This is a genomic window from Frigidibacter sp. MR17.14, assembly GCF_037095735.1.
Lineage (GTDB): Bacteria > Pseudomonadota > Alphaproteobacteria > Rhodobacterales > Rhodobacteraceae > Frigidibacter.
Map to the genome: position 1 here is coordinate 806,380 of NZ_JBAWKD010000001.1, position 17,450 is coordinate 823,829.

General features: G+C 68.7%; 10 protein-coding genes and 1 tRNA gene. 4 read left to right on the forward strand and 7 right to left on the reverse strand.

The window, feature by feature from the left end:
* Positions 1 to 61: 61 nt before the first annotated feature.
* The 5 genes from gltB to V8J36_RS03845 form a co-directional block, all read right to left on the reverse strand.
* On the reverse strand, positions 62 to 4,600 hold the full coding sequence (gene gltB / locus V8J36_RS03825; protein ID WP_336465914.1) for a glutamate synthase large subunit: 4,539 nt from the start codon (positions 4,598 to 4,600) through the stop codon (positions 62 to 64).
* Complete coding sequence (locus V8J36_RS03830) at positions 4,587 to 5,333, reverse strand: hypothetical protein (protein ID WP_336465915.1); 747 nt, start codon at positions 5,331 to 5,333, stop codon at positions 4,587 to 4,589. Before V8J36_RS03830 ends, gltB begins: the two co-directional genes overlap by 14 nt.
* Before the next feature lie 126 nt (positions 5,334 to 5,459).
* Positions 5,460 to 6,896: an NAD(P)-dependent oxidoreductase gene (locus V8J36_RS03835; protein ID WP_336465916.1), complete on the reverse strand. Its 1,437-nt coding sequence runs from the start codon at positions 6,894 to 6,896 to the stop codon at positions 5,460 to 5,462.
* A 156-nt stretch (positions 6,897 to 7,052) separates the two neighbouring features.
* On the reverse strand, positions 7,053 to 7,856 hold the full coding sequence (locus tag V8J36_RS03840) for an undecaprenyl-diphosphate phosphatase (RefSeq protein WP_336465917.1): 804 nt from the start codon (positions 7,854 to 7,856) through the stop codon (positions 7,053 to 7,055).
* Between the two features lie 84 nt (positions 7,857 to 7,940).
* A complete protein-coding gene (locus V8J36_RS03845; protein ID WP_336465918.1) occupies positions 7,941 to 8,924 on the reverse strand; it encodes a complex I NDUFA9 subunit family protein in 984 nt (327 codons plus the stop codon).
* 184 nt (positions 8,925 to 9,108) lie between these two features.
* On the opposite strand from V8J36_RS03845, the gene V8J36_RS03850 reads away from it, so the two are divergent.
* Both V8J36_RS03850 and V8J36_RS03855 read left to right on the forward strand, forming a co-directional pair.
* Positions 9,109 to 9,193: transfer RNA gene (locus V8J36_RS03850), tRNA-Leu, on the forward strand.
* 264 nt (positions 9,194 to 9,457) lie between these two features.
* The gene (locus V8J36_RS03855) at positions 9,458 to 11,746 is read left to right on the forward strand and encodes an arginine/lysine/ornithine decarboxylase (protein WP_336465919.1); all 2,289 of its coding nucleotides are present in this window, start codon (positions 9,458 to 9,460) and stop codon (positions 11,744 to 11,746) included.
* A gap of 42 nt (positions 11,747 to 11,788) precedes the next feature.
* On the opposite strand, the gene V8J36_RS03860 is transcribed toward V8J36_RS03855, so the two are convergent.
* Complete coding sequence (locus tag V8J36_RS03860; protein ID WP_336465920.1) at positions 11,789 to 13,336, reverse strand: MDR family MFS transporter; 1,548 nt, start codon at positions 13,334 to 13,336, stop codon at positions 11,789 to 11,791.
* A 117-nt stretch (positions 13,337 to 13,453) separates the two neighbouring features.
* Here V8J36_RS03860 and V8J36_RS03865 point away from each other — a divergent pair, with 117 nt between their 5' ends.
* Positions 13,454 to 13,999 carry a MarR family winged helix-turn-helix transcriptional regulator gene (locus V8J36_RS03865; protein WP_336465921.1) on the forward strand — a complete coding sequence of 182 codons (546 nt, stop codon included), beginning with the start codon at positions 13,454 to 13,456 and terminating at the stop codon, positions 13,997 to 13,999.
* 171 nt (positions 14,000 to 14,170) lie between these two features.
* Positions 14,171 to 16,480: a xanthine dehydrogenase family protein molybdopterin-binding subunit gene (locus V8J36_RS03870; protein ID WP_336465922.1), complete on the forward strand. Its 2,310-nt coding sequence runs from the start codon at positions 14,171 to 14,173 to the stop codon at positions 16,478 to 16,480.
* Between the two features lie 21 nt (positions 16,481 to 16,501).
* On the opposite strand, the gene V8J36_RS03875 is transcribed toward V8J36_RS03870, so the two are convergent.
* Entirely contained in the window at positions 16,502 to 17,413 is a 912-nt protein-coding gene (locus V8J36_RS03875) for a ketopantoate reductase family protein (RefSeq protein ID WP_336465923.1), read from the reverse strand.
* Positions 17,414 to 17,450 lie beyond the last annotated feature (37 nt).

Sequence of the window (17,450 nt, forward strand, 5' to 3'; positions counted from 1 at the left end):
CCATGCGAAAAGGGGCGCGGCCTGCGCCGCGCCCCCTGACGATCTCACCCGGGCGACAATGTCACTCGGCCGGGACGGCCTGCGGCTCGTCGGTCAGCGGGTGCGGCAGGTGCACCAGCATCTCCTTCGGGCAGACCTGGATGAAGTTCGCCCGCTCCTCGGCCCAGTGGGCCAGGATCTGCGCGGCCTTCACCGAGCCCGTCTCGCGTGCGTGGCGCTCGATCAGGCCCTTCACCTCGGCTTCCCAATGCGGGTGGCCAAGGCCACAGGTCACGAGGCTTTCGAGGTTCATCATGTCCTCGGCCGTGCCTTCCGGGTCATAGACATAAGCCATGCCCCCGGTCATGCCGGCGCCGAAGTTCGCGCCGATCCGCCCGAGGATGACCGCCTTGCCGCCGGTCATGTACTCGCAGCCGTTCGACCCGCAGCCCTCGATCACCACCGTCGCGCCCGAGTTGCGGACGCCGAAGCGCTCGCCCGCCCGGCCGGCCGCGAACAGGAACCCGTCGGTCGCCCCGTAGAGCACGGTGTTGCCGATGATCGTGTTCTCGGCCGCGACCAGCGGCGAGGCCATCGGCGGACGCACCACGATGATGCCGCCCGACAGGCCCTTGCCGACGTAGTCGTTCGCGTCGCCCTGCACCTCGATCTTCAGGCCCGGGGCCGCGAAGGCGCCCAGCGACTGGCCGGCGGAACCGGACAGCTTGATCGTCAGGTGGTCGGGCTGCAGCTGGTTGCGCATGCCGAAGTTCTGCACGATGTGGCTCGCCGCCCGCGTCCCGATCGTGCGGTGGGTGTTCCGCACGGCATAGGACAGCTGCATCTTCTCGCCTTCCTCGAAGAAGCGGCTGCCGTCCTTGACGATCTCCGCATCCAGCGTGTCGGGCACGAAGTTGCGCGGCTTCGAACGGTCGTAGACGATCTTGTCGAAGCCATCGACGGTGATCAGCAGCGGGTTGAGGTCCAGATCGTCCAGATGCGCCGCACCGCGGCTCACCTGCGTCAGCAGGTCCGCCCGGCCGATGATCTCATCCAGCGACCGCGCCCCGATCGCGGCCAGGATCTCGCGCACCTCCTGAGCGTAGAAGGTGATGAGGTTCACCACCTTGTCGGCCGAGCCGGTGAACTTCGCCCGCAGGCGCTCGTCCTGCGTGCAGACGCCCACCGGGCAGGTGTTCGACTGGCACTGGCGCACCATGATGCAGCCCATGGCGATCAGCGCCGCGGTGCCGATGCCGTATTCCTCGGCGCCCATCATCGCGGCGATGACGATGTCGCGGCCCGTGCGAAGCCCGCCATCGGTGCGCAGCGTGACCCGCTCGCGCAGCTTGTTCATCGCCAGAACCTGATGCGCCTCGGTCAGGCCCATCTCCCACGGCAGACCCGCGTATTTGATCGAGGTGCCGGGGCTGGCGCCGGTGCCGCCGTTGTGGCCCGAGATCAGGATGATGTCGGCCTTGGCCTTCGCCACGCCGGCCGCGATCGTGCCCACGCCCGAGGACGAGACCAGCTTCACCGTCACCTTGCAGCGCGGGTTGATCTGCTTGAGATCGTAGATCAGCTGCGCAAGGTCTTCGATCGAGTAGATGTCATGGTGCGGCGGCGGCGAGATCAGCGTCACGCCGGGCGTCGAGTGACGCAGGCGGGCGATGAGCTTCGTCACCTTCATGCCGGGCAGCTGGCCGCCCTCGCCGGGCTTGGCACCCTGCGCGACCTTGATCTCCAGCTCTTCGCAGTTGTTCAGGTATTCGGCGGTGACGCCGAACCGGCCGCTCGCCACCTGCTTGATCTTCGCCGACGGGTTGTCGCCGTTCGGCTCCGGCACGAAATGCGCCGGATCCTCGCCGCCCTCGCCCGAGTCGGACTTGGCGCCGATCCGGTTCATCGCGACGTTCAGCGTCTTGTGCGCCTCCGGGCCCAGCGCTCCAAGGCTCATGCCCGGCGTGACGAACCGCTTGCGGATCGAGGTGATCGATTCCACCTCGTCGATCGGCACCGGCTTGCCGAAGGGCTTGATGTCCAGAAGATCGCGCAGGTGGATCGGCGGGTTCGCCCGCATCGCGGCCGAATACTGCTTCCACAGGTCATAGGACGCGCGGTCGCAGGCCGCCTGCAGCATGTGCATGGTCTGCGCTTCCCAGGCGTGCTTCTCGCCCGAGCGGCGCGCCTTGTAGAAGCCGCCGATCGGCAGCACGTCCTGGCCACCCAGCCAGCCCTTGCCGTGGGTTTCCTCGATCTTGTGCTGGATGCCGTGCAGACCGATCCCCGAAATGCGGCTGTGCATGCCCGGGAAATACTCGGCCACCATGGCGCGCGACAGGCCCACCGCCTCGAAGTTCAGACCGCCGCGATAGGACGAGATGACCGAGATCCCCATCTTCGCCATGATCTTCAGCAGACCCGCGTCAACGGCATCGCGATATTTGCGCATCGCCTCGATCAGCGAGCCTTCCAGAAGGCCGCGCCCGATCCGGTCGGCGATCGAATCCTGCGCCAGATAGGGGTTTACCGTCGTCGCGCCGCAGCCGATCAGGACCGCGAAGTAATGCGGGTCGATGCAGTCCGACGCGCGGACGTTGATCGAGCAGAAGGTCCGCAGCCCCTTGCGGGTCAGCCAGCTGTGCACGGCCGAGGTCGCAAGGATCATCGGCATGCCGACGCGGCCTTCGCCCTGCTCTGCATCCGACAGCACCAGATGCCCGGCGCCCGAGCGCACGGCATCCTCGGCCTCGGCCCGGATCCGCTCCAGCCCCTCGCGCAGGGCTTCCTGCCCGGCGCCGGCGGCGAAGGTGCAGTCGATGAAGGCGACGCTTTCGCCGAACTGGCGCACCATCTCGTCGAATTCGGCATTCGCGATGAACGGGCTTTCCAGCACCAGGATCTCGGCCTGACCCGAGTTCTCGTCCAGCACGTTCTTCAGGTTGCCGAAGCGGGTCTTCAGGCTCATCACCCGCGTCTCGCGCAGCGAGTCGATGGGCGGGTTGGTCACCTGGCTGAAGTTCTGGCGGAAGAAGTGCGACAGCGGCCGATAGACCGACGACAGCACCGCGGCGGGCGTGTCATCGCCCATCGAGGCGATCATCTCCTTGCCGTCCTCGGCCATCGGCGCCAGAACCTGCTCCAGCTCCTCGACGGTGAAGCCCGCCGCGATCTGGCGCTTGCGCAGCTCGCCCGCCTCGTACAGCGCCTTCTCGGGCACGTCCTTCATGATCGCGTTCAGGTCGGTGACCTTCTCGATCCACTCGCCGAAGGGCTGGCTGGCGGCCAGACGGTCCTTGATCTCGCGGTCGTGGTAGAGCTTGCCCTCTTTCATGTCGACGGCGATCAGCTGGCCCGGGCCAAGCGCGCCCTTCTCCTTCACGCGCATCTCGTCGACCGGCACCATCCCGGCTTCCGAGCCCGCGATCAGCAGGTTGTCGCCCGTCACCACATAGCGCAGCGGGCGCAGGCCGTTGCGGTCAAGCCCGCCGCAGACCCAGCGGCCATCGGTCATCGCCAGCGCCGCCGGCCCGTCCCAGGGCTCCATCACCGCGTTGCAATAGGCATACATGTCGCGCCAGGGCTTCGGCAGATCGACGGCCGAATTCGACCAGGCCTCGGGCACCAGCATGGTCTTCACCATCGGGGCCGAGCGGCCGCCGCGCACCATCACCTCGAACACCGCATCGAGCGCGGCCGAGTCCGACGACCCCGCCGGCACGATCGGCTTGATGTCCTCGGCCGCGTCCCCGAAGGCCGACGAGGCCATGCGGATCTCGTGGCTGCGCATCCAGTTCAGGTTGCCCTTCAGCGTGTTGATCTCGCCGTTGTGGGCCAGCATCCGGAACGGCTGCGCCAGCCACCACTGCGGGAAGGTGTTGGTCGAATAGCGCTGGTGATAGATCGCGAAGGCGCTCTCGAACCGGTCGTCCTGCAGGTCCGGATAGAAGACCGACACCGACTCGGCCAGCATCATCCCCTTGTAGATGATCGACCGGCAGGACAGCGAACACAGGTAGAGGCCAGAGATCTGCGCGGCGATCGCCGCCTTCTCGATCCGGCGACGGATGATGTAGAGCTCGCGCTCGAACTGCTCCTCGTCGATGTCCTTCTCGCAGCGGATCAGGATCTGCTCGATCTCGGGGCGGGTCGCGTTCGCCTTCTCGCCCAGCACCTCGGTGTTCACCGGAACATGGCGCCAACCGTAGATGTAGTGGCCCATCCGCAGGACTTCGGTTTCCACGATCGTCCGGCAGCGTTCCTGCGCGCCGAAATCGGTGCGCGGCAGGAAGACCTGGCCCACGGCGATCAGCTTCTGGCGATCGGGCTCGTGCCCCGTCCGGCGCACCTGGTCGTAGAAGAAGGGAACCGGGATCTGCACGTGGATGCCCGCGCCGTCGCCGGTCTTGCCGTCGGCATCCACCGCGCCGCGGTGCCACACGGCCTTCAGCGCGTCGATGCCGTTCTGCACGACCTTGCGGCTGGCCTTGCCGTCCAGTGCCACCACGAGGCCCACGCCGCAGGACGCATGCTCGTCATCCTCGCGGTACAGCGAGTTTTCGGCCATCCACTTGCGCTTGGCTTCTTCGGCCTCGACCCAGGATTGATCATAGGTGGTCATGGGGAAGATCCTCCATCAGGGGCGGCTCGGCACGCGACATGAGTCCGTCGCAGTCGAACAGCGGCACGGTCGACAGGTACCCCGGCTCTCCGGGGAAGATGAAATCCATCGGCGTATTGTCGATGGGAAGCTGGCCGGCCTCGTCGGCATAGGTTTCGGGGCCGGAGAAGAACAGCCGCCAGTCGCGCTGGATGAACTGGTTGCCCCAGCGCCGCGCGCTGGTGGTCCCGTCCTCGGTCTGTTCCTCCATCGCGAACTCGGTCATCTCCAGCGTCACGCCGTCGATCACCCGCGTCTGGCCGGTCAGCCGGTCGACGCCGCGGTATCGGTTGCGCTCGCCCGTGTCCGAGAGCGTGGTGAAATCGTAGCTGTCCTCGCTCGTGGTCAGCAGGCCAGAGAACGAGGCCGCGTCCCGCGACGGCTCCTCCAGCCAGCTCGTCGTGCCGGTCCCGAAGTCCTGGCTGCGGATCCACTGGTATTCCGCATCGACGGTCGAGGAATAGAACGGCCCGTCGCTGTCATAGAGCACGTCGTGCTGCATGCCCGCGGGCTCGCCCTGGCAGGTGAAGTAATGGCCCACGACGCAGCCGCGCATCTGCACGGTCATCTTCGCGGTGCAGCCCTGCGGCGGGGTGAACTTCGCGGCCTCGGCCACCGGCGCCGACAGCCACAGCGCGGCCAGCGCGGCGGCGGCCGCGCGGGTCAGGCTGGGAAGGGCTCGGGCCAGGTGCATGTCGCGGCGCTCGCAGGACAGGTCAGCAGGGCTGACGGAATGGCTTAAGACTTGGCTCCGCCCCCGCGCGCGGGGGGTGTACAGGGGGTGTACGCGCGCTGTACGCGGATCACCCCCCGGTTTCGCTCACTCGGCGGCGACGGTCGAGGGCTGGGCGAGGTAGGTCAGGATCGCCTCGGCGGCCTCGCGGCCGTCCCGGATCGCCCAGACCACAAGGCTCGCGCCGCGCACGATGTCACCCACCGCATAGACGCCCGGCAGGCTGGTCTGATGGGTGCGGAAATCAGCCTTGATCGTGCCCCAGCGGGTCACTTCCAGCTCGGGCACCGACCACAGCGCCGGGATCTCTTCCGGCTCGAAGCCCAGCGCCTTCACGACCAGATCGGCCTCTTCCAGATAGTCGCCGCCCTCGATGATCTCGGGGCTGCGGCGGCCGCTGGCGTCCGGGGCGCCCAGGCGCATCTTCTGCACCATCACGCCCTCGACATCGGCGCCGCCGGTGAAGCCCTTCGGCGCCGCCAGCCAGACGAACTCGACGCCCTCTTCCTCGGCGTTCTGCACCTCGCGCTGCGAGCCCGGCATGTTCGCCCGGTCGCGGCGGTACAGGCACTTCACGCTCGTCGCGCCCTGGCGGATCGCGGTGCGCACGCAGTCCATCGCGGTGTCGCCGCCGCCGACCACGACCACGCGCTTGCCGGTCGCGTTCAACTCGCCCGACTCGAATTCCGGGACCTCGTCGCCGAAGCTCTTGCGGTTCGAGGCGGTCAGGTAGTCGATCGCGCGGACGATGCCGTTCGCGCCGGCGCCGGGGCCGGTCAGATCGCGGGTCTTGTAGACGCCGGTGGCGATCAGCACTGCATCATGCTTGCCGCGGATCGCGTCGAAGCTCAGGTCCACGCCCACGTTGCAGTTCAGCACGAACTGCACGCCGCCGTCTTCCAGCTGCTTCACGCGGTTCATCACCACGTCCTTCTCCAGCTTGAAGCCGGGGATGCCATAGGTCAGCAGCCCGCCCGCGCGGTCGTAGCGGTCATAGACGGTGACCTGCACGCCCTTGCGGCGCAGCATGTCCGCCGCCGCCAGCCCGCCGGGGCCCGCGCCGATGATGCCGACGCTTTCGGTGCGCTCGGTATGGGGCTTCGGCGGCTTCACCCAGCCCATGTCCCAGGCGGTGTCGGTGATGTATTTCTCGACCGAGCCGATGGTGACGGTGCCGTGGCCCGACTGCTCGATCACGCAGTTGCCTTCGCACAGACGGTCCTGCGGGCAGATGCGGCCGCAGATCTCGGGGAAGGTGTTGGTCGCCTGGCTCAGCTCATAGGCTTCCTGCAGGCGGCCCTCGGCGGTCAGCCGCAGCCAGTCGGGGATGTTGTTGCCCAGCGGGCAATGCGCCTGGCAGTAGGGCACGCCGCACTGGCTGCAGCGGCCGGCCTGTTCGGCGGCCTTGCGCTCGGCGTACTCGCGGTAAATCTCGTTGAAATCCTGAGACCGCACGCTGGCATCGCGCTTCTCGGGCGTTTCCTTCGCCACGGTGACGAACTGGAGCATGCGTTGCTGGGCCATTGGCTGCGCCTCCTCGGGAGTATCCGCGCCTTGCTACACTGGCCTGCCCGCGATGAAAAGTAAGCAGTGCTGACCTATTCTGCGGATTTTTGGCCCCTCGAGGCGTCTCCCCACCCCGATCGGCCTGAAATCAGGTCAGCATTGCTAACCTATCCCTCAGAACCCCGCCAAAAGAAGGGCAAGGGCGGCGCCACCGACGATGATTCGCCACCATCCGAACAGCGCGTATCCGTGTTTCGAGATATACCCCAGAAGCCAGCGCACCACGAAGACCGCAGCGATCAGCGCGCAGACGAAACCCACCCCGATCTCACCGAGTGCCGCGGAATCGAGCACATCGCGGTTCTTGTAGAGATCATAGGCAAAGGCGCCGACCATCGTCGGCATCGACAGGAAGAAGGAGAATTCGGCGGCCGCACGCTTGCCGACGCCCAGCAGCAGCGCGCCCACGATGGTCGAGCCCGAGCGCGAAGTGCCCGGGATCATCGCCAGGCACTGGATGAAGCCGATGCCCAGCGCCGTCTTCAGCGGGATGTCCTCGGCCGCGTGATAGCGCGGCCTCAGCGGCAGCCGGTCCACGACCAGCAGCACGATCCCGCCCAGGATCAGCATCACCGCGATCAGCATCGGCGTCTCGAACAGCACGGTCTTGATGAAGTCATGCGCCAGCACGCCGATCACGACCGCCGGGGCGAAGGCGATCAGCACCGCCGCGATGAACCGGCGCGAGCGCGGGTCGGAGCCGGCGGTGGCCAGGATGTGCACGATCCGCGCGGCATAGACGCCCAGGATCGCCAGCACCGCGCCCAGCTGGATCACCACCTCGAAGGCGTTCCCGGCGCTTTCGAAGCCCAGGAAATGCGCCGCCAGCAGCAGGTGCCCGGTCGAGGAAACGGGGATGAACTCGGTAAGGCCTTCAAGGATGCCCAGGAAGGCGGCCACCAGCAATGTATCGCTCATTCTAACCCTGCTCTGTCGTCAACGGCGCAACCGCCGCGGCGCAGCATGTAGGGCGGACCCGCGAAGGTCCAGCCCCGCGGGGTCTCAGGCGCGCAGGTTCTTGGCCGAGGCCTTGATCGCGTCGTATTGCCCCGACGGCCGGAACCGCCACAGGTAGCTGGGCAGAATCGAGCCTGCCGTGGCCGGCACGATGCCGAAGACCTCGAACCCGCGGGCGCCCGCGCTCACGGTGTTGTCATGTCCAAGGTTCTTCAGCTGGTCGCGGGTCAGCGTGCCGTTGGCCAGCAGCCCGCCGGTCACCGCCTGCACTCCGTCCAGCACGCCCGCCATCAGCCCGGCGACCGGGCGCGGCATGTCGACGATCAGCCGGCGGCGGTTGATGGTCTTCAGCATCAGCTGCATCATCTGGCGGAAGGTCATCACCTCGGGCCCGCCCAGTTCGTAGACGCCACCCGGCACCCCGGTCAGAACCGCCTGCGCGGCCGCCGCAGCCACGTCCTCGACGAAGACCGGCTGGAATTTCGTCTCGGCGCCCACCAGCGGCAGCACCGGCCCGAAGCGCGACATCGAGGCGAAGCGGTTGAAGAACTGATCCTCGGGCCCGAAGATGATCGAGGGACGCAGGATCACCGCGCCCGGGAAGGCCTCGGCCACCGCAGCCTCGCCCGCGGCCTTCGAGCGGCCGTAGGCGCTGGCCGAGCCCGCATCCGCGCCGATCGCCGAGATCTGCACCAGACGCTGCACGCCCGCGGCCTTCGCCAGCCGCGCGACACGCGCCGCGCCCTCGGCCTGGATCGCGTCGAAACGGTTCTTGCCGGCTTCCGCCAGGATGCCCACGCAGTTCACCACCGCATCCGCGCCCGCCAGCGCCGCGGCCACCGAGGCCTCGGACCGGATGTTGCACAGGATCGGCTCGACCTGGCCGACAGCGCCATAGGGGCGCACGAACAGCGCCTCGTTCGGGCGGCGGCAGGCGACGCGGACGCGCCAGCCGGCCTTGGCCATGCGGCGGGCGACATACCGCCCGACAAAACCGGACCCGCCGAAGATGGTAACAAGCTTGGACATGGGCGCGACCCCCCGTGACGCCTTGCAATTGCGTGTGATTTATCCCGATCGCACCAGACGGACAAGGCGCAAAGCCCGTGGCGCCCCCTGTCCTAGCCTGCCTTCCCTAAGGTCGCGCAAAAATTCGTCACGGATGCCGTTGACACCCCCCCGCGCCCTCCGTAAATACCGCCCCACGACATCGGCCCAGATGGCGGAATTGGTAGACGCGCACGGTTCAGGTCCGTGTGCCGCAAGGCGTGGAGGTTCGAGTCCTCTTCTGGGCACCAGTCGAAAAGCCCCGGATGCAGCGATGCATCCGGGGTTTTTCGTTTGGCGGCGACGGCGGCCCGACGGCCATCTTCGTCTTCCCGTCACGAACTCCTGTCACATCGCGCGGACCCGCCGGCCTCTCACACCGTTGAGGGGACGCAACTTGACTGTCCCGGCACATAGGGAAAGAAACACCCGACCCGGCGGCCGCCCGCGACCGCCCGGCCCCCGCAGCCCCCGGCCCCGCCGGACTCACTCGCGCCACCGGCCAGGAGAGGCTCATGAAATTCCGCTTCCCGATCGTGATCATCGACGAGGACTACCGGTCCGAGAACACCTCGGGCCTGGGCATCCGCGCCCTGGCCGAGGCGATCGAGGCCGAGGGCTTCGAGGTTCTGGGCGTCACCTCCTTCGGTGACCTCTCGCAATTCGCCCAGCAGCAGTCGCGCGCCTCGGCCTTCATCCTGTCGATCGACGACGAGGAATTCACCCCCGGCCCCGACCTCGATCCCGCCGTGCTGAACCTGCGCAGCTTCATCGAGGAGGTGCGCTGGAAGAATGCCGACGTGCCGATCTACATCTACGGCGAGACCAAGACCTCGCGGCACCTGCCCAACGACATCCTGCGCGAGCTGCACGGCTTCATCCACATGTTCGAGGACACGCCCGAATTCGTGGCACGTCACATCATCCGCGAGGCGAAGACCTATCTCGAATCGATCCAGCCGCCGTTCTTCAAGGCGCTCTTGGATTACGCCGAGGACGGGTCATACTCGTGGCACTGCCCCGGCCATTCCGGCGGCGTCGCCTTCCTGAAGTCGCCGATCGGGCAGATGTATCACCAGTTCTACGGTGAGAACATGCTGCGCGCCGATGTCTGCAACGCGGTCGAGGAACTGGGCCAGCTTCTGGACCACAACGGCGCCATCGGTGCCTCGGAACGCAACGCGGCGCGGATCTTCAACGCCGACCACTGCTTCTTCGTCACCAACGGCACCTCGACCTCGAACAAGATGGTCTGGCACCACACCGTGGCGCCCGGCGACGTGGTGGTCGTGGACCGCAACTGCCACAAGTCGATCCTGCATTCGATCATCATGACCGGGGCGATCCCGGTGTTCCTGAAGCCGACGCGCAACCATTTCGGCATCATCGGCCCGATTCCCCATTCGGAATTCGAGATCGAGACGATCAAGGCCAAGATCCGCGCCAACCCGCTTCTGGAAGGCGTCGATGCGGACACGGTGAAACCCCGGATCCTGACGCTGACGCAGTCGACCTATGACGGCGTCCTCTACAACACCGAGGTGATCAAGGGCCTGCTCGACGGCTATGTCGAGAACCTGCATTTCGACGAGGCCTGGCTGCCGCACGCGGCCTTCCACCCGTTCTACGGCACCTATCACGCGATGGGCCGCAAGCGCGGCCGCACCCGCCAGTCGGTCACCTATGCCACGCAGTCGGTGCACAAGCTTCTGGCCGGCATCAGCCAGGCCAGCCATGTGCTGGTGCAGGACAGCCAGGAGGTGAAGCTCGACCGTCACCTCTTCAACGAGGCCTACCTGATGCACACCTCGACCTCGCCGCAATATTCGATCATCGCCTCCTGCGATGTCGCCGCGGCGATGATGGAGCCGCCGGGCGGCACCGCGCTGGTCGAGGAATCGATCATGGAGGCACTCGATTTCCGCCGGGCGATGCGCAAGGTCGACGAGGAATTCGGCAACGACTGGTGGTTCCAGGTCTGGGGCCCGGACGAGCTGGAAGAGGAAGGGATCGGCCGCACCAAGGACTGGGTGCTGCGCCGCACCGATGCCGATGGCGTGCAGCGCGACGGCGAGGATGCCTGGCACGGCTTCGGCGACATGGCGCCCGGGTTCAACATGCTCGACCCGATCAAGGCCACGATCGTGACGCCGGGGCTGAACATGGACGGCCGGTTCGAGGAATGGGGGATCCCGGCTTCGATCGTGACCAAGTACCTCGCCGAGCATGGCGTGGTGGTGGAAAAGACCGGGCTCTATTCCTTCTTCATCATGTTCACCATCGGCATCACCAAGGGCCGCTGGAACACGCTCCTGACCGCGCTGCAGCAGTTCAAGGACGACTTCGGCCGCAACCAGCCGATGTGGCGGATCATGCCCGAGTTCTGCCAGAAGCACCCGCGCTACGAAGGCATGGGGCTGGCGGACCTCTGCGCCCATGTCCACCGGCTCTATGCCAAGTACGACGTGGCGCGGCTGTCGACGGACATGTATCTCAGCGATCTGTCGCCGGTGATGAAGCCGACGGATGCCTTCGCCTGCATCGCGGCGCGCAAGACCGAACGCGTGGCGATCGACGATCTGGAAGGCCGGATCACCACCAGCCTCGTCACCCCCTATCCGCCGGGGATCCCGCTCCTGATCCCGGGCGAGGTCTTCAACCGCAAGATCGTCGAATACCTGAAGTTCAACCGCGAATTCGCGCGCGAATGCCCGGGGTTCGAAACCGACATCCACGGCCTCGTGCAGGAGGTCGGCGCCGACGGGCAGATCCACCACTTCGCCGATTGCGTCGCCCGCCAGTGATGTAGGGGGTCCGGGGGGAGCCCTCCCCCCGGCACTCCGCCCCTATTCCGCGGGCGCGACCTCGGCCTTCGCCGACGCCGGAGCCGCCGCGGGACGTGCCGCGGCCAGCGTCACCGGGCGCAGCATCAGCGCCGCCAGAAGCCCCAGCGCCGCGATCCCCGCCGCCGCCAGGTAGACATGGGTGAAGGCGCCCGAATAGATCCCCGCGATCGCCAGCCGCGCCGCCTCGGGCAGGGCCGCGATCCGGTCCGGCGTCAGCCGCGCGATATCCTCGACCCCGGCCACCGCCCCGCGCTGCCCGGCAAGGCTCGCCCCCACGATCGCCCCGTAGATCGAGATGGCCAGCGAGGCCCCGGCCATCCGCGTCAGCGTCACCGCCCCCGTCGCCGCGCCCACGTCGCGCCGCGGCGCCGAGGCCTGCACCCCGATGATCGGCGCCTGCTGCCCCAGCCCGATCGCCACGCCCTGCACCGTCAGCACCGCCGCGATCACCCACAGCGCCGTGCCCGCATGCAGCTGCGACAGCACCGCCAGCATCGCCACGCTCAGCGTGATCCCCACTAGCAGCACCGGCTTGTAGCGTCCCGAGGCCTCGATGATCCGCCCCGCGCTCAGCGAGCCGGCAGCGATCCCGCCGGTCACCGCGATGAAGAACAGCCCGGCATGGGCCGGACTGAGCCCGGTGGTCATCTGCAGGAACAGCACGTGGTAATTGACCATCCCGATCGCCACCCCGCCCGAACACATCGCCACCAGCAGCATCAGCGGGAAGGTCGGATCGCGGAACAGCGCCAGCGGCACGATCGGTTCGGCCGCGCGCCGCTCGACCCGGATCCACAGTCCCACCGACACCGCCGCCAGCACGATCAGCCCCAGCCCCGCCGGGCTGAAGTAGCCGCCCAGCACCTGCCCGGCATCCGCGAAAAGCACGACGCAGGAGATCGCCAGCGCCAGCAGCGCCGCTCCCGCCACGTCGATCTTCGGCGTCCGGTCCGGCCGGCGGTACGGCAGCAGCAGGAACAGCCCGCTCAGCGCGAGGATGCCCACCGGCAGGTTCACGAGGAAGATCGACCGCCAGCCGAAGGCCTCGCTCAGTGTGCCGCCGATGAACGGCCCGACGCTGCCCGAGGCCATGATCACGAGGCTCGAGAAGCTCTGGTACCGCGCCCGCTCGCGCGGCGCGAAGAGGTCGGCATTGACCGCGAAGATCGACACCATGATCCCGCCGCCGCCCAGGCCCTGCAGCACCCGCGCCGCGATCAGGCTTTCCATCGACCAGGCCATCCCGCAGGCCAGCGAGCCCAGCGTGAAGATCGTCACCGCCGCCATCATCACGTATTTGCGCCCGAACATGTCGCCAAGCTTGCCGTAAAGCGGCATCGTCGCACTCATTGCCAGAAGGTAGGCAGAGCCGATCCAGCCGAAGCGCTCGATCGCGCCGAACTCGCCCACGATCGTCGGCAGCGCGGTCGAGACGATCTGGTTGTCGAGCGTGGCCATGAACATGCTCACCATCAGGAAGCAGAACACGGCAAGGCGGCGCTGCCGCGTCAGGCCAGACGGGGTTTCGCTGGAGTCTCCGAACGTCATCTGCGCATCTTTCGAAGGGGATGGGCCGGAGGGCGGGCTGGCGCGACCGGATGATTGCATATCTGTGCCAAAGTCATGTATTTGTCAATGGCACACAACTGGACGGAACGGAAACCGATGGACGAGGCACGCGAGGCGCTGACCGACGACATCTCGGCGACGATGGGGCGGCTGCGGCTGCTGATCGGACGCCGGCTGATCGGGCGCGCGGCGCTGGCAAATGTCGCGCCGGGGCTCGAGCTGTCGGTGCTGGACGTGCTGGGCCTCGTGCCGCCGGCAGGCGCCGGAGAGGGCAACGAGGTGACGGTGGGCGATGTCGCCCGCGGGCTGCGCGTCGACCCCAGCCGGGCAAGCCGGCTGGTCAGCGATCTGGTGGACAAGGGGCTTCTGTGCCGCGCGGCCTCGCAGGCCGATGCCCGGCGCAGCGTCCTGCACCGCACCGAATTCGCCGAAAGGCTCGTGGCCGAGATCCGCCGCGTGAAGCACGAGGTGATCTCCGAGATCACCGCGGACTGGGCGCCCGACGAAGTCGCGGCCTTTGCCACGCTCTTCGCCCGCTTCACGGAACGCTGGGAACAGCGGTTGTCCGGGCAGGCGGAGGCAGGGCAGGCGGAGGCAGGGCGAGACGACGTTGCAGAAAGCCCCCGCCGCGGCGCCGCCTGACGGCTTCGCCAGCCGCCAGCACGACCCTCGGACAGCATTGTACCCGCGACACCATTTCCCGCCCCGCGGCCTTGCACCCGCCGTGCCGCGGCGTCAGGGTGCGCGCGCCGGCACGCGGGCTGTTCCCCCCTTTTTCCAAGGGCCCCGCCGGACAGACCACAGGAGGCGATGATGGCAGCACCGGGATCGGCACCGCTGGGGCGGGCGCTCGAGGATGGCCCGCTGGTGCAGGGCACCGGGCTTTACGCGGCAGACCTTCCTGCCGGCGACGCGCTGCACGCGGTCTTCCTGCGCAGCATGGTCGCCGCCGCCGAGGGGCTGTCGATCGACGCTGACGCCGCGCGCGAGATGCCCGGCGTTGCGGCCGTGTTCACCGCCGAGGATCTGGCCGCGGATGGCGTGGGCCCGGTGCAGGTTCCCATGGCCCTGACCGGCCCCGAGGGCGAGGTCTGGGAAAGCACCCCGCGCCCGCTGCTGGCCGCCGGCAATATCCGCTTCGTCGGCGAGCCGCTGGCCATCGTCGTCGCCACCACCCGGGCCGAGGCGATGGACGCGGCCGAGGCGATCGGCCTCGACTGGATCGACCGCGCGGCGGTGATCGGCACCGCGGCGGCTTTGGCCGAGGGCGCGGCCCTTGTCCATGACGGGCGACCCGGCAACATCGGCTATCGCTGGGCCGCGGGCGACAGGGCCGGGGTCGATGCCGCGCTGGCCGAAAGCGCGCATGTCGTGCGCATGCAGACCCGCGTCACCCGGGTGACCGCCGTTCCGATGGAGCCGCGCGCGGCCACCGCCGCGCCGCTGCCCGACGGGCGGTGGGAGCTGTTCCCCTCGCATCAGGCGCCGCAGGGCCTGCGCGGATCACTGGCTGCGGCCTTCGGCCTGCCCGCCGAGCAGATCCGCGTCCGCACCGGCCATGTCGGCGGCAGCTTCGGCATGAAGGCCGGCCCGCTGCGCGAAGAGATGGTGCTGTTCTGGGCCGCCCGCCGCCTTGGCCGCCCCGTGCGCTGGCAGGCCGACCGCGCCGACAGCTTCCTGTCGGACGAAGCCGGGCGCGATCTCGACGTTGAGGCCGCGCTGGGCCTTGATGCCGAAGGGCGCTTCACCGCGCTGTCGGTCGAGCTTCAGGCCGATATCGGCGCCTATGCCAGCGCCCGCTCGCTGCCGCCGGTGCTGAACTTCGGCGGCGTCGCCGGCCCCTATACCACGCCGGTGATCTTCGGCGCGGTGACGGGCGTGCTGTCGAACTCTGTCCCGGTCGCGGCCTATCGTGGCGCGGGCCGGCCCGAGGCCACCTTCGTCATGGAGCGTCTCGTGGATCTGGCCGCGCGCCAGACCGGCATCGACCCGGTCGAACTGCGCCGCCGCAACCTGATCCCCGCCGCGGCGATGCCGTGGAAATCGCCGTTCCTCTTCGACTACGACAGCGGCGACTTCGCCCGCGTGCTGGACGCGGGCCTCGCGCAGGCCGGTGTCGCGGGCTTCCCGGCCCGCCGCTTGGCGTCAGAGGCGAAGGGCCTCTTGCGCGGGCTGGGCGTTGCCTTCTGCATCGAGACGGCGGGCGGCCCCTACAACACCCCCGGCCGCGACCACGCGCTGATCGAGATCGACGGCGAGGGGCGGCTGCGCGTCGGCGGCGGCAGCTTCTCGGCCGGGCAGGGCATGGCCACGACGCTGATCCGGCTGGCGGCCGAGCGGCTGGGCCTGCCGACCGAGGGCGCGATCTTCGTGCAGGGCGACACCGACCTGCTGCCCGAGGGCCGCGGCATGGGCGGGTCGAGTGGCACGCTGGTCGCGGGCTCGGCCGTGCTCGAGGCCTCGACCGGGCTGATCGCCACCGCCCGCGCGCTGGCCGCGGCCGAGATGGACGCAGCGCCCGAGACGCTCGAGTTCGACGAGGGCACCTTCCGCCTGCCCGGCTCGAACCGCTCGATGACGCTGGCCGAGCTTGGCCGGCTGGCCGCCGGGCGCGGCACGCCGCTGCTGGCGCGGGGCAGCTTCAAGCCCGAGCAGGCCACCTTCCCGAATGGCTGCCATGTCTGCGAGGTCGAGATCGACCCCGAGACCGGGCAGGTCGCGATCTGCTCGTATTCCGCGGTCGAGGACGTGGGCCGCGTGCTGAACCCGCAACTGGCCGAGGGGCAGCTGCACGGCGGGATCGCGCAGGCGCTTGGCCAGGTGCTGGCGGAAGAGGTGCGGCTGTCGGACGACGGGCAGGTGCTGTCGGGCAGCTTCATGGATTACGCGATGCCGCGCGCGACCGACCTGCCGGTCTATCGCACCGGTTTCGAATCGGTGCCGACCGCGCTGAACCCGCTGGGGGTGAAGGGCGTGGGCGAGGCCGGATCGGTGGGCGGGCTTGCCGCGGGCATGAACGCGGTCTGCGACGCGCTGGCGGGCCGGGGCGTGCGCGATTTCGCGATGCCCGCGACGCCGCTGCGCGTCTGGGAGGCGCTGCAGGCCGCCGCGCAGGAGGCCTGAGGGCGCGGTAGCGCGACCCGATCAGGAAGTTTGAGGCTCGCGGTAGCGCGCCTCGATCAGGCGCACGATCACGCTCAGCGCGCGGTTCAGGGGCACCGGCACCCCGGCCCGGTCGCCGCGCGCGACGATCTCGCCGTTCAGGAAGGCGATCTCGGTCGGCTTGCGCAGGGTCACGTCCTGCGCGGTCGACGAGATCTGACCGGCCATCGAGCGGGTGATCGCCTCGACCTGCGCCTCGAGCGTGTCGGGCAGCGCGATCCCCTCGGCACCGGCCACGGCGCGGCATTCGGCGACGATCGCGCGCATGGTCTCGAGTGCGCCGGGCTCGGCCCCGATGCGGCCATAGGGCTGCAGGGTCGAGGCGGAGAGCGCGTTGAAGGCGCAGTTGATCACCAGCTTGGTCCACATCGCCACCGCGGCCCCGGCCGAAACCTCGGTCCCGATGCCGGCGGCATTCAGCACCGCCGCCGCCCCGTCCGCGCCCGGCTCCTCGCCCAGGACCAGCTCGCCCCGGCCGTGGTGAACGACATGGCCCGCGCCGCCCATCTGGCTTGCGACATAGACCACCGCCGGGATCACCGGCCGGCCCAGCACTGCCGACAGGCGTTCCGCGTTCGAGATGCCATTCTGCAGGCTCAGCACCACCGCGCCCGGCGCCAGATGCGGCAGCATCGCCTGCCCGGCGGCTTCGGTATCGGCGCTTTTCACGCAGAACAGCACGATCTCGGCCCCGGCCACGCCCTCGGGCCCCTCGGTCGCGGCCATCGGGAGCAGACGCGTCTCGCCGCCCTTCTCGAAGATCAGCCCTTCGCGGCGGACCTGCGCGACCAGCCCCGGGCGCCCGATCAGCGTCACCGCCTCGCCGGCCAGCGCCAGCATGCCCCCGTAGTAGCAGCCGACGGCCCCTGCCCCCATCACCGCGATCTTCGCCATGCCAGCCTCCTTGGTTGGCGGCAGGCTGGCGCGCGGG

Excerpts from the sequence above, each read along its gene's own strand:
- V8J36_RS03855 (WP_336465919.1), top strand. The coding sequence starts at position 9,458 with ATGAAATTCCGCTTCCCGATCGTGATCATCGACGAGGACTACCGGTCC.
- V8J36_RS03870 (WP_336465922.1), top strand. The coding sequence starts at position 14,171 with ATGGCAGCACCGGGATCGGCACCGCTGGGGCGGGCGCTCGAGGATGGC.
- V8J36_RS03860 (WP_336465920.1), bottom strand. The coding sequence starts at position 13,336 with ATGACGTTCGGAGACTCCAGCGAAACCCCGTCTGGCCTGACGCGGCAG.
- V8J36_RS03875 (WP_336465923.1), bottom strand. The coding sequence starts at position 17,413 with ATGGCGAAGATCGCGGTGATGGGGGCAGGGGCCGTCGGCTGCTACTAC.
- gltB (WP_336465914.1), bottom strand. The coding sequence starts at position 4,600 with ATGACCACCTATGATCAATCCTGGGTCGAGGCCGAAGAAGCCAAGCGC.
- V8J36_RS03865 (WP_336465921.1), top strand. The coding sequence starts at position 13,454 with ATGGACGAGGCACGCGAGGCGCTGACCGACGACATCTCGGCGACGATG.
- V8J36_RS03840 (WP_336465917.1), bottom strand. The coding sequence starts at position 7,856 with ATGAGCGATACATTGCTGGTGGCCGCCTTCCTGGGCATCCTTGAAGGC.
- V8J36_RS03830 (WP_336465915.1), bottom strand. The coding sequence starts at position 5,333 with ATGCACCTGGCCCGAGCCCTTCCCAGCCTGACCCGCGCGGCCGCCGCC.
- V8J36_RS03845 (WP_336465918.1), bottom strand. The coding sequence starts at position 8,924 with ATGTCCAAGCTTGTTACCATCTTCGGCGGGTCCGGTTTTGTCGGGCGG.
- V8J36_RS03835 (WP_336465916.1), bottom strand. The coding sequence starts at position 6,896 with ATGGCCCAGCAACGCATGCTCCAGTTCGTCACCGTGGCGAAGGAAACG.